Annotated in this window: 11 protein-coding genes; 3 read left to right on the top strand and 8 right to left on the bottom strand. The window is 39.7% G+C overall.

Going from position 1 to position 16,366, the window contains the following annotated elements:
- Positions 1 to 3: 3 nt before the first annotated feature.
- Both ABD769_RS05010 and ABD769_RS05015 read right to left on the bottom strand, forming a co-directional pair.
- Positions 4 to 729, bottom strand: coding sequence for a LytR/AlgR family response regulator transcription factor (locus ABD769_RS05010; RefSeq protein ID WP_344849911.1), 726 nt, complete (start codon positions 727 to 729; stop codon positions 4 to 6).
- Positions 726 to 2,222 carry a sensor histidine kinase gene (locus ABD769_RS05015; RefSeq protein ID WP_344849913.1) on the bottom strand — a complete coding sequence of 499 codons (1,497 nt, stop codon included), beginning with the start codon at positions 2,220 to 2,222 and terminating at the stop codon, positions 726 to 728. The genes ABD769_RS05010 and ABD769_RS05015 overlap by 4 nt, the downstream gene beginning before the upstream one ends.
- 258 nt (positions 2,223 to 2,480) lie before the next feature.
- Between ABD769_RS05015 and ABD769_RS05020 the strand changes: the two genes are divergently transcribed.
- The 3 genes from ABD769_RS05020 (at position 2,481) to ABD769_RS05030 (ending at position 7,783) form a co-directional block, all read left to right on the top strand.
- Complete coding sequence (locus ABD769_RS05020; RefSeq protein ID WP_344849915.1) at positions 2,481 to 3,380, top strand: ABC transporter ATP-binding protein; 900 nt, start codon at positions 2,481 to 2,483, stop codon at positions 3,378 to 3,380.
- On the top strand, positions 3,377 to 6,898 hold the full coding sequence (locus ABD769_RS05025; RefSeq protein WP_344849917.1) for an ABC transporter permease/M1 family aminopeptidase: 3,522 nt from the start codon (positions 3,377 to 3,379) through the stop codon (positions 6,896 to 6,898). Before ABD769_RS05020 ends, ABD769_RS05025 begins: the two co-directional genes overlap by 4 nt.
- A 579-nt stretch (positions 6,899 to 7,477) precedes the next feature.
- Positions 7,478 to 7,783: a GIY-YIG nuclease family protein gene (locus ABD769_RS05030; protein ID WP_344849918.1), complete on the top strand. Its 306-nt coding sequence runs from the start codon at positions 7,478 to 7,480 to the stop codon at positions 7,781 to 7,783.
- 390 nt (positions 7,784 to 8,173) lie between these two features.
- Here the strand turns inward: ABD769_RS05030 and ABD769_RS05035 are convergent, their stop codons facing one another.
- The 6 genes from ABD769_RS05035 to ABD769_RS05060 all read right to left on the bottom strand — a co-directional run bounded on the left by ABD769_RS05035 (position 8,174) and on the right by ABD769_RS05060 (position 16,346).
- Positions 8,174 to 9,115, bottom strand: coding sequence for a helix-turn-helix domain-containing protein (locus ABD769_RS05035; RefSeq protein ID WP_344849919.1), 942 nt, complete (start codon positions 9,113 to 9,115; stop codon positions 8,174 to 8,176).
- Between the two features lie 23 nt (positions 9,116 to 9,138).
- Positions 9,139 to 10,239 (bottom strand): efflux RND transporter periplasmic adaptor subunit, encoded by a 1,101-nt coding sequence (locus ABD769_RS05040; protein ID WP_344849920.1) that lies wholly within the window; start codon positions 10,237 to 10,239, stop codon positions 9,139 to 9,141.
- A gap of 14 nt (positions 10,240 to 10,253) precedes the next feature.
- Complete coding sequence (locus tag ABD769_RS05045) at positions 10,254 to 13,538, bottom strand: efflux RND transporter permease subunit (RefSeq protein WP_344849921.1); 3,285 nt, start codon at positions 13,536 to 13,538, stop codon at positions 10,254 to 10,256.
- Positions 13,539 to 13,551: 13 nt separating this feature from the next.
- A complete protein-coding gene (locus ABD769_RS05050; protein ID WP_344849923.1) occupies positions 13,552 to 14,943 on the bottom strand; it encodes a TolC family protein in 1,392 nt (463 codons plus the stop codon).
- Positions 14,944 to 15,289: 346 nt separating this feature from the next.
- Positions 15,290 to 15,709, bottom strand: a complete 420-nt coding sequence (locus tag ABD769_RS05055; protein ID WP_344849924.1) for an SRPBCC family protein — start codon at positions 15,707 to 15,709, stop codon at positions 15,290 to 15,292.
- Between the two features lie 115 nt (positions 15,710 to 15,824).
- Complete coding sequence (locus ABD769_RS05060; protein ID WP_344849926.1) at positions 15,825 to 16,346, bottom strand: protease; 522 nt, start codon at positions 16,344 to 16,346, stop codon at positions 15,825 to 15,827.
- Positions 16,347 to 16,366 lie beyond the last annotated feature (20 nt).

Below are 16,366 nucleotides of genomic sequence, written 5' to 3' on the forward strand. Positions count from 1 at the left end.
AGGCTAATTCTCAATATGGAGAAGTTGTTTGATAATGCCTTTAAAGTTTTTACCAATAGGCACCTCCTGACCGTTTTTAAGCACAATGGTATTGCCCTCGAGATAATCGACGTATTTTTTATTCAAGATAAAAGATTTATGGATGCGGATAAAAACGGATGGCAATTGCTCCTCAAAACTGCCTAATGTTCGTGGCGTAAGTAAGAATTCTTTGTCTTTCCAAACTTTTACATAATTGCCCAGGCTTTCCAAAAACTGTATTTCTTCGATATTGATCAGAATATACTTCTTATCTACTTTTAGTGAAATTTGTTGATCGGTTTTATTAGTTGCTTTTTCTGTATCAGCAGTATTAATAGTCTGTTTATGGAGTTGTTGGAACTCTAAAGCTCTGTTAACAGCTTTTAAAAATCGATCGAGCCTGAAGGGTTTTAAAAGGTAATCGCAAACAGCCAGATCAAAACTTTCTAAAGCATATTCTTCGTAGGCCGAAGTAATAATTACAAGAGGTTTATGCTGCAACGTCCTTAAAAAATCCAGACCGTTTAGCTTTGGCATCCTGATATCAAGGAAAATCAGATCTACCTGTTGCCTGCTCAAAAAATCCAACGCTTCTGTAGCACGATAACAATGCCCAACTATGGTAATGAAAGGGATTTCTTTTGCATATTCGGTTATTATGCCATGCGCAAGCGGTTCATCATCTACAATTAAGCAACGTAAGCTCATGTTAGCTGGAGTTTAAGTTCTGCTTTAAAGATATTACCAATTGTGCTTATTTGCAATGTAAAATGGTTTGGATAGAGCAGTTCCAGCCTTTTTCTCAGGTTATCTAGTCCGATTCCTTTGGTTTTGTGTAATTCTTCGCGGTCGAATGAATTTTCGCAGGTAAAACTGAGTGAATTATTTGTGCACTTTAGTAAAAGATTCAAAATTGCCGAATCTTCTGCAGGCTCAATACCATGTTTAAAAGCATTTTCGATAAAAACGATGAAGAGGAGTGGGGCGATATCGATCTGATCATTATCAATATGTTTATGAAACTCAAAATTTAATGTTTTTCGTAAACGGATCTGTTGCAATTGAATATAATCTTCAATATAATCCACTTCCTGTGATAGTTTAACCGTTTTTTCCTGTCCTTTGTAAATGGTATAGCGCATTAATTCTGATAATTGCAGGATGCTTTCGGGCGTTTTCTCCGATTTCTGCAGACTTAATGCATAGAGGTTGTTCAGGGTATTAAAAAAGAAATGCGGATTGAGCTGCTGTTTTAATAAATCGAGTTCAGTTTGCGATTTTTCTTTTTCCAATGCTAAAATTTTATTGTTCTGTTTTCCCCACTGTAGCGCCAAAACTACGGGCAAACTGATGAGCATAATGGCGAAGGCACCGAAAGCATTTTCAAGCTCGAAAGGATTGGCCACGAATATACTCCGCCCAAAAACTGTATTAATGGGCAGTGAAATTAATATCTGCGCCAACAAGGGGTAAAAAACGGCAATAGTGGCAGAAAGTGTTAGGAGATAAATCAAAAGCCCTTTTTCTTTAAGGATTTTTGAAACCAGAAACCTGCTGTTGATAAAAAAAAGCAGGTATCCGCAGAGGTACATGATCAGAAATTGTGAAAAGAAAGCGAGAAAAGTGCCGAAATTATGCAGGAGCATTTTTATATCAAATTCAAAACCCACCAAACGGAAACCTTTTCTTTGATAAATGGGGTTTTCTAAACTCGATACCGCCATCACCGAAATGGTTGCGGCAAGTAAAATGATGGTAATCAATACAGCATTTTCCAAACCGATTTTCTTAATCCATTTAATATGCTGCACTTTTTTCTGGTAATATTGATTGGCAATCAACATCAGTTCGAGAAGAATTGCAGCCAAAGCTGTTGGAATAAAAACGGAGCTATCCAGTCCCCCGATTTTTAGATTAGATGCAATATCTGTAAAAACAGGTAAGAGGATGAAGTAGCAGATGCCCAGGTAAATGGCATATCGTTTTTTATTTAAGGTTTGTTTTAATCTGGATTTAATGAAAGAAAAAATGAGTACAGGCAATAAACAAAAGCCCAAAGCCAAAATGCAGCTCACATAAGTTGACCAAATGCTGCTAGATAAGGAGTAGGTATTAAATATGGCAATCCATAACAAAAGTCCAACATTGATGAAGAAATCCTGGTATTTATAACTGAAGTTTAAGCTTTTGGTGTTGAGCATTTCTTTGTTTTAATCTTCTGTCACTGTGGTCTGCTATGAGTCGCCGTGGTCTGTATCCCCACAGACCACTTTTCTTTTTTAAAATTAAGAAACTTTGCAGGTTGCTTAAAATATAGATGATGAAAGGCCTGTTTTTCATGATGAAAGCAATATCAGGTCTGTAATTTCCCTTCATCATCATTTCAGCTTCCTTCGTCACTTAAATTTAACAGACCAGTTTAAGCTATATAATTTGCACCCATCTTATGTTAGAATAATATGGCAAGGCTTAAAATACAACAACTTACAAAAACATATCAGAACGGGGTGAAAGCCCTTGATGATGTTACATTGAATATCGCTAATGGTATGTTTGGTTTATTGGGACCAAATGGCGCCGGTAAATCATCGCTGATGCGCACGCTCGCTACCTTACAGTTACCAGATGCAGGGCAAATTTTATTCGACGGGAATGATGTACTACAAAATCCGCAGGAGATGCGGAATAAACTGGGTTATTTGCCACAGGATTTTGGTGTTTATCCTAAAATTTCGGCTTTAGATCTCTTAAACCACTTAGCGGTTTTAAAAGGCCTGCAAAATAAAAATGAGCGAAAAGAGCAAGTGCTTTCACTTTTACAACAAACCAACCTCTTCGAAGTAAGGAAAAGATCAGTAGGTACTTTTTCCGGTGGCATGCGTCAGCGTTTTGGCATTGCACAAGCTTTATTGGGCAACCCGCAATTGATTATTGTAGATGAACCTACTGCAGGTCTCGATCCGCAGGAACGGAACCGTTTTCATGACCTGTTGAGCGAAATCGGTGCCGACCGGGTGGTGATCCTATCCACCCATATTGTTGAAGATGTAAACGATCTTTGTCCTGAAATGGCTGTAATGGCCAATGGTAAATTGATTTTACAGGGCAAACCGGCAGGTTTAACGCAGAAACTGGATGGAAAGATCTGGCGTAAGGTAATTGAGAAGGCTGATCTGCCCCATTATGTCAGGCTTTATAGTGTGATCTCGACTAAAATCATATCAGGTAAACTGAATTTATTTGTATTAGCTGATCAAACCCCGGCTGAAGGTTTCGAAGCGGTTTATCCGGGCTTGGAAGAGGTTTATTTTTCGTCCTTATTTGGATCGGTAAGTCAGAATCTGGAGGCAAGGCTATGATCAGTAATTTAATCAAATTCGAACTGAAATATCATTTCGGGCAAGTGTCTTATAAAGTTGCTGCACTTTTGTTTTTTATATTGGGTTATTTCTGTGTGGTTCAGGGTGGTTTTGGTTCGGTAGAGGTACATAAAAATTCGCCTTATGTAATCACCAATATCACGGCATTACTTTCGCTGTTTTCCATATTTTCGGGTACCATATTTAGTGCGAATGTGGTGTTAAGGGATGCGATGTACCGGATAGAAGCGGTTATTTTTACTACATCAATTAACAAACTAACATATTTTGGGGTAAGGTTTCTGGGTTTATTCCTGGCTGTTTTCAGTTTGTATATCCTTGTTGCGATTGGGATTTTTACAGGATCGGTTTTTATCGATGCAGATCGTTTAGGCCCCTTAAATATTTCCTGTTTCTTACAGCCACTTTTCATTTTCGCGCTGCCCAATGTATTGTTTGCTACCGGAACATTATTTTGTACGGCTTTATTAAGCAAAAGTGTCAGGGCTATTTACGTGGCTGGTGTGCTGATTTACATTTTATACATGCTCGCATCAATATTAGGCAACTCACCATTGCTGGCTACTTCTACCATGAAAGCCGGTACACCCGATGTTTTGCCTTTACTACTAGATCCTTTTGCACTTGCTTCATTTTTCGGCGAAACCAGAACCTGGACCGATCTGCAACGCAATCAACAGTTATTCCCTTTAACAGGAACATTTCTATTTAACAGGGTGTTGTGGATCTGCATCGCCGCTTTAATCACTATAATTTCTTACAGGCTCTTCAACTTCCGATCGCAGCGCGAAAGGCAGGTGAAAGTAAAAACAGTTAAATCAGAGCAGGTAGCATTTATTCCATATCGCGTTTTGCCGGTTTCATCAAATGGTTTAAGCTATTATTTAGCTACTTTAAAAACACAATTTAAGCTCGAAATCATTTTCCTGTTTAAAAATATCCCCATTATGGTGATGCTTTTATTATGGGTGTTTTTGTACGGGGTCGAATTAAAAGATCAGCTGTTCAGCGGTATTTATGGCATCCACAGTTATCCCGCAACCGGTATAATCATCGAAGAAATGCGTTCCATGAAATTCGGATTGATCCTGATCCTGTTTTACGCTGCAGAAAGCATTAGCAGGGAAAAATCAGTTAATATCCATGCTTTAATTTATAGTACACCCGTTCAAAATTCGGCCATGTGGATGGCGAAATGTGGAAGTCTTTTCCTGCTGGTATTTACGCTGATTACCTTAAATATTGGGATTGGCATTGTTCTGCAGGTTACACACGGTTATTACCACATCCAATTGCCCTTGTATTTAACTTTATACTATTATAGTGCATTGCCGATGCTGCTTTTTGTGGTGCTGATCATGTTTATCCAAAATTTAAGCAGCAACAAATACCTGGGCATGGTATTAAGCATGATAATGGTGTTTTTGATTTCGTATGCTGAAAGGTTTGGCATTGAACATTATCTGCTCCGTTTTGCTACAGTGCCCGATTTGCTGCATTCCTACTTCAACGGTTTTGGTTATTATGCCCATGCATTTAACTGGTACATGTTATATTGTTCGGCTTTCGCCGTTATTATTGCTGTTTTAACCATCGGAATGTGGGAAAATATGGTTGAAATAAAGGCAGGTAACCGGTTTAAATCCATTGTTAAAACATTTAAGCAACACAATTGGATCGCCATTTCTGCATTGCTGATCTGGATTTCCGCTGCTGCGTTCATTTACCATCAAACTAATATTATCGGAAAATATCAGAATAAAGATGCACAACTGGAATGGCGTTTAACTTATGAAAAGAAATATAAATCATTAGCAAATTTGCCCCAACCGGTTATCAAATCGGTCAAAACGAAGGTAGATTTATATCCAAATGAAGGAAAATACACAGTAACCGGCACTTATCTGCTGAAAAATGAAACAAAATTGCCTGTTTCTAAAATCTGGACTTATATTAATCCTGAAGTAACTTCTTTTTCTGTAAACATGATTGGTGGCCAAAACAACAAAAGGGATGAACGCTTTGGTCAGCAGTTTATCACGCTAAAAACACCCTTAAAACCGAATGAAGAGATTAAAATGAATTTTTCTGTTGAAGTGATCCGATCTGGTTTTACCACTTTTGATAGCGAAAATTCGATTGTAAAAAACGGAACCTATATCGAACTGGAAAAATTTGTGCCCCATTTTGGTTACTGTTATAATTTTGAAAGTGATAATAAGCTGGAGCGTAAAAAAGCAGGTTTGCCCGAAATTGCTACACCTCCCACATACAATCGCACTTACGAATTAATTGATTTAGAAACTACCATTTCTACCGAAGCCGATCAAAAAGTGATTACTGCTAGTGAGTTGCAAAAAGAATGGGTTTCGGAAAAACGCAGATATTTTAAATATAAAACAGTTCAACCAATCAATTTTATGTTTGCATTGAGCAGTGCAAGATATGCAGTTAAAGAAGAAAAACATAAAGATGTAAATCTGCGTATTTATTATCAGCGAGGGCAGGAGTATAACCTTAAAGGTATGTTTAATGGGATTAAAGATGCTTTGGATTATGGCGGTACAAACTTTGCAACATATCCTTCAAATCAATTTACCATCGCCGAAATTCCACAATACAAAGGGGCGGCAACGGCTTACCCGGGTGTGATTTTTAGTGCAGAACGTATTAATTTTTTAGGAGATTATAGCCAAAGTAGTGCCATTAATCAAAGTTATGCTATTGCCGCTCACGAAACTGCGCACCAATGGTGGGCCAATAAGCTGTCGCCAATGGATGGACCAGGTTATGCCATGCTTACCGAAGCACTGGCTAAATACACCGAAAATGTGCTGATTGAAAAGCGGTTTGGTAAAATGTACCTGCGCAAATACCTTGCTTATGATAATAACCTCTATTTTTTGAACAGGAACAACAGCGAAAAAGAATTGCCACTGGTTACAACCTTAGATCAGCCTTATGTGCACTATCAGAAAGGTGGACTGATTATGTACGCAATAAAAGAATTGATGGGCGAAAAGCAGTTTAATGCAGTACTGCGGCAACTGATTGCAGATCACGAATATCCGAAGCCGAAAGCAACACCAGCCGACTTTGTAAATGCGTTGTTAAAGCAGGCTTCAGCTGAGCAAAAAAAGTTTATAAACGATTGTTTTAACCAGGTGGTAACTTACGATTTAGGCATTAAAGTGCTTGCTTGTGAAACCTTAAAAAATGGTAAGTATAAAATAGATGTAGAAATAGCTGCCGAAAGGTTAAGTGATGGCAATAAACAATCGCCTGATCTGGAAATAGATTTAGCCTGTTTTAACCAGCTGGAAAAGGATTGGGATGTAAAAACGAAACCGGTTTATTTTGGGAAGTATCACATCAGGCATAAAAGAACTAAAATTTCAATTATTGCCGATCGTAAACCAAAAACGGTAGCTGTTGATCCTTATGGATATTTATTGGATGAGGATAGGAGTGATCATGTTGCTGTGGTGAAACAATAGGATTGTTATTCTAGCGTAATTCCTTAGTCTCGTCATTTCGAGCGGAGCGCAGCGTAGCCGGGAAATCTGTTTTGATAGATTTCTCCGTTTCGCTACCGGTGAAGAACCAGTGCGCTTCAGTCGAAATGACGATTTTCTACTAGATTTATCTAAAGTCTAATTTCCCTAGTCTCGTCATTTCGAGCGGAGTGCAACGTAGCCGAGAAATCTAACTAGATAGATTTCTCCGTTTCGCTATCGGTGAAGAACCGGTGCGCTTCAGTCGAAATGATGATTTTACTTATAGATTCTTCGTAAGTATATTTTTATTAGTCTCGTCATTTCGAGCGTAGCCGAGAAATCTGTTTCGATAGATTTCTCCGTTTCGCTACTGGTGAAGAACCAGTGCGCTTCAGTCGAAATGACGATTTTACTAATGGTTTTATCTAAAGTCTAATTCACTAGTCTCGTCATTTCGAGCGTAGCCGAGAAATCTGTTTTATAGATTTCTCCATTTTGCAGTAACTAATAGTCTTTAAATTATAATCTAAATGAAGATATTTTTTTCGAATAACAATTTTTCTCTGTAAATTGATAAACATGGAATTCGGAGGATGGATCTACATTATGACCAACTATGAAAAGACGACATTATACATTGGCGTAACTTCTAATCTAAGAAGCCGTATTTACGACCATCAAAATAAAATTTATCCCCATTCCTTCACTGCTAAGTATAATTTGATTTATTGTATTTATTACGAGGATTTTCTATCGATTGAAGAGGCCATCAACCGGGAGAAGCAATTAAAAAAATGGAGTAGATTAAAGAAAGAAACGCTAATCAATAATTTTAATAAGGATTGGAACGATTTAACTGAAGTTATAAATGAGTGGGATGAATAATTTGGAGATGTGATTTAATTTGTCTTGATAGATCTCTCCATTCCGCTATGCTCCAGTCGAGATGACGCCTCTAGTTCTGTAATTTCGAGCGAACGCAACGAAGCCGAGAATTACGATTGCTCAGAGAAGCTAATCTAACTTGATAGATTTCTCCGTTTCGCTACTGGTGAAGAACCGGTGCGCTTCAGTCGAAATGACGATTTTACTAATGGTTTTATCTAAAGTCTAGTCTCGTCATTTCGAGCGTAGCCGAGAAATCTGTTTTGATAGATTTCTCCACTACGGTCGAAATGACGATTGCTCCAGATAGATTTCTCCGTTTCGCTACCGGTGAAGAACCGGCAGGCTTCAGTCGAAATGACGAAAAAGGTCAGTCTAAATGACGATTACTCAATTAGCCCTAAAGCCCTTTGGCGTACACTGCATCTGGCGTTTAAAAAATATATTAAAATTAGCCGGATATTCGAAACCCAGGCAGTATGCAATTTGTGCAATGTTCCACTCCGTATGTTTTAATAAAGCAACGGCTTCTGTTGCAATTCTTTTCGAAATATGCTCTGACGTAGTTTTACCGGTTACTTCCTTCACCGCATGGTTAAGATGGTTTACATGTACCAGTAACCTGCAGGCAAAATCATGAGCAGTTTTTAACTCTAAAATATGCTCGGTAGAACCAATCGGGAACTGCCTTTCCAAGAGTTCAAGAAACAATGCGGTTAAACGTGCCGATGCATTGTTCTGTTTAAATAAAATATCCTGAGGTTTAACTTTTAATGCTTCATGCACGATCAGTTGCACATAATTCCTCAGCAGATCATACTTATGGATGTAATCGCCATCCATTTCTTTCATCATTTTGCAGAAAATATCCCTTAAAGTTAATTCCTGATCCTCATCAATATGAATCACCGGACTATCGTTTATGCGCCACAATAACGAATCGCGAAGGGTTTCGTTGCGGTTATGGATAAAATTTTCGGTAAAAAGACAGAAAAAACCAGCAGGTTTTGGCGAAGTGCTTTCCCACGAATACGGAATATTCGGGTTGGTAAACAGCAATGCCCGCCCTTTTATTTCTATATCTGCATCAGCATAATGTAAAATCCCATTGCCAATAATTAACGAAATTTTATAAAAATCCCTGCGGCTAAAAGCAGAGGGAATATTGGTGCAAACCACACTTCTGTTAAAAACATTAAAGTGTCCAATATCGTTAATCATCCCTAAGCTTGGCGTAGGGATTTCTGGGCGGGTAATTTTTAGCCTATTATAAAAATCCTCTAAAGTTTCCTTTTTTTGAAGCGTAGAAAGCTCTTGGTTTTTTGATAACATAATTAATCCTTAGTCACGTAAAGTTATGGTTTAATCACCATTCCTTCATGCATTTCTTCTGTTGGTTCTGCCACTAATTTGTCACCTTCTATTAAATTTCCGAATACTTCAACCTTATCATCGGTTTCCCTGCCTTTTTTTACAGCTACTTTAACCGCTTTATTATCAGCTACTTTTAATACGAATAATCCTTCGCTGGTGTCTAATAAGGCCTTTTTCGAGATGATAAAAGTACTGGCATTGGCCGGAAGCGGAATATTCAATTCTGCTACCATTCCTGGCAATAATACTTTTGAAGTATTTGGTACGTCCATTTCTACCCGTTCTGAACGTAAGCGCACATCTAAGGCGCCTGATAAACGTTTTACTTTCGCTTTAAATGTTTGGCTGGGTAACGATTTAACAGTGAAACTGATTTCGTCGCCAGCTTTTAAATATCCGGTGTAAACCTCTGGAATGGAAACCGCCAAACGCAGGTTTTTCTGGTCCTGCAAGGTAAATAAAGGTAAATCAGAACCTTTTCCTGTCGGACCAACATAAGCGCCTAAATTTACATTTCTGGCAGAGATGATTCCGCTGAATGGTGCCCTGATGGTTAAATAATCTTGTACCGAACCTACTTCTTTATAAGCTGCTTTTGCGGCTTCGAGTTGCGCCAGGTCTGAATTTTTCTTCGCCATCGCCTGGTCAAGATCGTTGGTAGAAATGGTACCCGGGGTTTTGCTGGTTTCGTACAAACGGTTATAATTCGCTTTACTGGCAGTATAGATAGCTTCCTGAGCTTTAATTCTTGATTGTGTTGCAGCCAGTTGCGAAGTCATTTCTGGTGCTTCCAGGGTCATTAATAACTGACCTTTGCTCACTTCCGAACCGATATCTACTTTTAGCGATTTAACGAAACTGCTTACTTTAGCATATAGGTCAACCTGTTGATAAGCAATCAGTTCACCTGGTAAGCTCAGTTGTGTGGATAGTTTTTCTTTTTTAAGATCGAAGGTGGCTATGCTTACTTCTTTTTCTTTTTTTGCCGCAGATTTTGATTCTGAATGCCCACAGCCGTATATGGCTGTTAGCATTAAAAATCCGGTACTTAATAATCCTGTTGAAAATATCTTTGTATTCATTTGTGCTGATGATTTTATTCGTTTTCTTCTAAACCTTTAATGTAGTGGATGCTCTCTGTATCTTCGGGATCAAGCGACATCGAATCGGTTGTTTGTTTGCCCTGAACCCATGCAAATACCAGCGGCAATATAATCAATACCGCGAATGTTGAGGCCAGTAAACCACCGATAACTGCCCTGCCAAGTGGGGAAACGGCTCCGCCACCTTCGCCATGACCGATGGCCATAGGCAACATACCGGCAATCATGGCAATACTCGTCATAATGATCGGGCGTAAACGTAAAGCTGCTGCCTCGCGTGCTGATTCGAGCGCATTGCCATTGTGTTTCCTCAGTTGTTCTGCATTGGTAATCAACAACACCGCATTGGCAATGGATACCCCAACCGACATGATAATCCCCATGTACGATTGAAGGTTTAGTGTTGATCCGGTTAGGGTTAACAACAATAAAGACCCCAGAATTACCGCAGGTACGGTTGCTAAAATAACCAATGGCACTTTAAACGACTGGAAGTTTGCAGCCAGCATCAGGAATATAACTACTATTGCCACAAATAAGCCTGATTGTAAGCTATCTAAGGTATCGCCCAATACTTTGCTCATTCCAATTGCGGTAACATTTAATCCCCGTGGCAATTCGCCCAGGTTTTTAATGGCTTTATCCATATCTTTTGATGCAGTTCCCAAATCGGTATGGTAAAGGTTTGCCGTTACCGAAAGGAAAGGCATGGCTCCAATGTTATCATTTTCACCGGCAGTGGTATCTGGCGTAATTTTGGCCACATCACTTAACACGGGACGGGCCGAGTTTTTCAATAATGGAATTTCTCCGATATCATCCTTACTGGTCATCTGGTTAAGCGGAACCTGCACTTGCACATTGTATGGCAAAGCTGCTTTTTCATCCAGCCAGATATTTTTATCTGTATAACGTGATGATGAGGTAGAAGCAATCAGCGACCTCGAAATATCGGCCATATCCACACCAATCTGCGCAGCACGGGTCCTGTCGATATCAATATTCAAAGATGGATATTTAATCGGCTGGGCAATCTGAACATCCCTCATGTAAGGAATTTCTTTTAATTCGGCCAGTATTTTGTTGGCATATTGTTCGTTCAGTTTTTTGTTTTTTCCGGCAATGCGGATTTCAACAGGAGTAGGAGAGCCCTGGCTCAACACCTTGTCTGTTAATTCGATAGGCTCGAAAGAAAGTTTAACATCTGGCAAAAGTTTTTTGATTTTATCCCTGAACTCATCCTTAAAATCGTCCATGTCTTCCTCAAAATCTTTTAAACTTACCTGAAAAACGGCTTCATGCGGACCAGCCATGTACTGATAGATGGGGTTTACAGAAAACTGCGATGGATGCTGGCCTACATACACTGAAGAAATACCCACATGTTCAGCACCGACCATTTTTTTGAGTTCGGCCAATACCACATTTGCTTTTTCTTCTGTACGTTCTAAACGTGTGCCATCAGGTGCTCGCAAACGCATCTGAAACTGGCTTGAATTTACTCTGGGCAATACATCACGGCCAATATTCGCCAATAACAGGGCAGCTGATCCAATAATTAGTACCAGATAAATTAACACAACAGATTTCCGGTAAGGGAGTATGCGATCAAGAAAACGCATAAAACGGTTCCTGAACTTATCAAAGAAGCCTATTTTGCCATCGCCACTAAAATCTTCGCGTTCTACCAGAACTCTTTTTTGGTTCAGGGTATCTTTTTCCGATTCGAGTGTAATGCCGGTTGCTTTAAAATCTGCCTCATCCTGTGTAACGCCCGGATGGTGTGCCTCGCCTTTTTTAGGGTGAGCAATCATCAGCCAGTTGGCCATAATCGGAACGAAAGTTTGCGATAACAGGAACGAAACCACCATAGAAAAACCGATTGCCAGTGCCAATGGCAGGAATAATGCTCCGGGGATACCGGTCATGGTAAAGGCAGGTGCAAATACGGCAAGGATACAGAACAGGATCAGCAATTTCGGGAAAGCGATTTCCTTACAGGCATCCCATATGGCCAGGGCCTTGGGTTTGCCCATATCAAAATGCTGGTGGATGTTTTCTATCGTCACCGTTGATTCATCTACTAAAATACCAATAGCCAAAGCCAACCCGCTCAAAGTCATGATGTTGATCGTTTGTCCGAATAGTTTCAGGAACAAAACCCCTGCAATGATGGATGTCGGGATGGTGAGGATCACAATCAAGGCTGCACGTTTATCGCCAAGGAAAAGTAAAACCATTAATCCGGTTAATATTGCACCGATTGCTCCCTCACTGATCAAACTTTTTACCGCATTGATTACATAAACCGATTGGTCGAACTCATATGAAAGTTTAACATCTTCTGGTAATGAATTTTGAATGTTTGGCAGGTTTTTCTTTAAATTTTTCACCACATCCCAGGTAGAAGCATCTCCTGATTTGGCAATACTTAAATACACTGAACGTTTACCGTTAATTAAAGCGTAACCAGCCACCAGATCGGCGCCATCTTTAACCGTAGCCACATCGCGAAGCTGTAAATTCTGTACACTGCCTTTAAACAGCGGAATGTTTTCAAAATCCTTAACTTTTTTGATGGTATAATTGGTTGGCGTAAGGTAGTTTTTATCGCCAATTCTCACATTTCCTGAAGGTGCTGTCTGGTTATTTAACCTGATGGCTTCCACCACCTGATCTACCGTTAAATTATGCGAACGGAGTAAGGAAGGATTCACATTGATTTCTATCGTACGCGGACTACCACCAAATGGGGCAGGAGAAAGTAAACCCGGAATGGCCGAGAAACTTGGACGAACATAAGTGTTTGCTAAATCCTGCAATTCGTTGTTTGTGCGTATCGGACTACTCAATACCAACTGACCAACTGGTAGTGAAGAAGCATCGAAACGGATGACGAAGGGAGGTTGCGAGCCCGGCGGGAAAATGGCCTGCGCTCTGGTAGAAAGCGCACTAAGCTCGGCTGCGGCCTGGGCCATGTTTGTACCCTCATAATAGGTTAATTTCATCAGCATTAAACCCTGCGTATTTTTGGTTTCGATACTTTTGATACCGTTTGCAAAAAGCAGGATGTTAACGTATTGTTTACCGAAATAAGCCTCCATTTGATCGGGAGTGTAACCGCCGAAAGGATGGGCAATATAAATTACGGGAAGGTTCATTTGTGGCAGGATATCAACCTTGATCTGGTTAATGGCCCCAATACCGAAAAAGAACAATCCTGCTACTAAAACTAAGATGGATATGGGTTTGCGGAGTGCGAAACGTATTAAATTCATTTATATAGCCAGATTAAAATTCGTTGATAAATATATCGTAATTGCCCAAAGCTGCCGATTTTAGCAGCAGCGCCTGCCATACATTGGTAAAGGCAATATCCCGGTCTGTTTCGGCCCTGTTTAGGGTAAAAAGTGCCTGCGTAAGATCAACCAGGGTGGTTAATCCATTTTTATACAAAGTGTTTTTTTGTAGATAAGCGTCAGACGCGGCTTTAACCTGGATCGGTGCTTCCCTGTAATTGGCCAATGCATTATTCAGTTTGGTTTCGGCCAGTGCCAGTTGCGCCCTCAATTGCTGATCTACCATGTTGTATTCTTCTTTCAGGCCCTGGCTAATGTATTCTTGTGCACGTACTTGCGGACGGTTTTTTAACAAAGTAGATAAATTCCAGGTCATTCCTATGCCAATCAAATAGTTTCCGCGGGTGGGATTTATACCATCTGCATAACTGGTAGAATAAGCGCTCTGATCCAGGGCGTAACCCGGGCCAAAACCAGATCCCCTTCCTTGCATTACGCCAAAAAAAGTAAATGTAGGGTAATAGAGTTTTTTGAAATAGTTAACCTGTTGATCGCTCACATCTACCCGGTTCTGATAAAACTTTAAAAGCGGATGTGACGTTTTAACTAAAGTATCTTCGAGCAGATTGCCAGGGATACGCGTAATGGAAGCAGTATCGAGGTCGTAAGAGGTGGCCGTTAAACCCATTAAAACCCCTAAACGGTTGGCTTGTTCCTGCTCCAGGTCTTTTGCCTTGGTTAAAGCGATTTTGGCATTCGAAACCTCGGCTTTAGCAAAGGAAGAATCTACTCCTGCAATTAAGCCGTTTTTAGCCCTGATAATGGCTGTATTTTGAAAGGTAATGGCACGATCGAGATTTTTTTGTTGCGATCTGGTTAAGCGCTGGGCAGCCAGTAAATTTAAATAAGCAGCAGATACGCGGATTTCCTGCTGGAATTTCTCCTGCTCCAGATCATTTTTATCCCTTTGATAAGCAGCATTGGCCACTTTTATGCGGTCGCGGATTCTTCCGAAAGTGAAAAAGTCCCAGTTTACATTGGCTAAATATAATCCGCCAAATGCAGCATTCCAGTTTTGCTTATCTAAAGATGGACCAGATGAAGCAGTACCTAAGCCACCTAAGCCATACTGCGGACCGTTTTGGCCATTAATGGTGCCATAATCTTGTTGGGCACTTAAACTAAAGTTGGGGAGATACTCTCTACTGGCCTGTTGTACAGAAGATTTTGATGCATTTGCATAATCATCTTTTGCCTTAATGGTGCCGTAATTGGTAATGGCGGTGTTAACAGCTTGTTTTAAGCTAAGTGTTTGCGCGCTTGTACCAACAGAGAAACTAATAAATAATAATAGTGAAAAATAAAATAAAGATATGCGTGGCATAGTGTATAATTTACACGGCAAATGTAAATTATGGCCGCAATATCAAAGTATTCGGTTCAAATCAAAAATTATGCGAATCAAATAATATTCGAAATGTTACTTACTGACCAATAAAAACACCCTTTTAACCAATTTTGATTAATCAGTTATCATGCCGAACCTCAAAATAAGACAAAAGGATTACAAAAAAGTGCCACATTCATTTTGAATGATCATCCGTTGCTATGAACATTTACCAGTCAGGTCGTCATTTCGAGCGGAGTGCAACGAAGTCGAGAAGTCTGTTTCTAGGTAGCTCTCTCCACTCCACTGCGTTCCATTCGAGAGGAGGGCGTTTATGAAATTATTACCCCTCTTCCGTATATTTTTTAAAATTATCCAGGATAGCCTGCCATCCGCCACGTTGCATTTCAACAGGATTGGTAGATTCCGGATCAAAAGTTTCAATAATCCTGGTTTGTTCGCTTAAAGGTTCGAAAATGATACTTACATTTCTGCCGTCCTCCAGGCTATATTCAATTTTTTTGTTCGTATCAACCGTGGTATAAGTTCCGCCAAAATCGAAACTCATGCTGCCATCTTTTGCGGCCATGGTACTTTTAAATTTACCACCCACTTTTAAATCATTTTCCGAATATGGAGTATGCCAGTCTGGCGAAGCAAAACTCCACTTGGTAATGTGATCAGGATTGTTCCAGAATTCCCAGACTTTTTCTACCGGTGCATTTACTGTTGTTTCTACGGTGATTGCTGTTGTATTTTCCATTTTTTTTTGTTTTAAATTTTATTTAAAGTTATTGGATCTTTTACAACCGCAAAAGTGTAAATGCGACAAAATTAGGGGTGAAATGCTTCGGGTAATTTGCTGGAAAAACTGAAAATTAATGTAATTCGGTATAGATAAAGGTTACTGTATCTTTCGATACCAGTCCGCTCATATTGCCACCGGTGTAAATTACTTTGTAACTCGATCCTTTTTTCAAATCGTAAGCTTTAAGCAAATCTGCGTTTGCAACCAGGCTATCTCCGGCATTTACTTTCGAATAACTGGATGCAGGTGGCGGCATTACCCTTTTTGCCATCGCCCCTTTGTACTGTGCTTCTTCTCCTTTTTCGTCGGTGATGCTTAAATAACTGCTCATTAAGGGCTCAAACGGGGTATGCCAGATACAGAAACTTTTGGCCGTATCGCTGTTATTGTACACCACAAACCTTAATAATAGTGGATCGCCGGGGGCAACATTACCATTAATTTTTATTTTGGCTTCAAGCGAATCTGTTTTTCCTGATGTAGTAGCCTGTGCTGTGCTGTCGCTTTTGCTGTTTGCCGTATTTCTTGTGGCTTCGCTACAGGCTGAAAATAAAACCAGAAGGGCAGGGATAATTAATTTGATGTTTTTCATGAGCTGTTTTTGTTATATAA

Source organism: Pedobacter jeongneungensis (genome assembly GCF_039538295.1).
GTDB classification, from domain to species: domain Bacteria; phylum Bacteroidota; class Bacteroidia; order Sphingobacteriales; family Sphingobacteriaceae; genus Pedobacter; species Pedobacter jeongneungensis.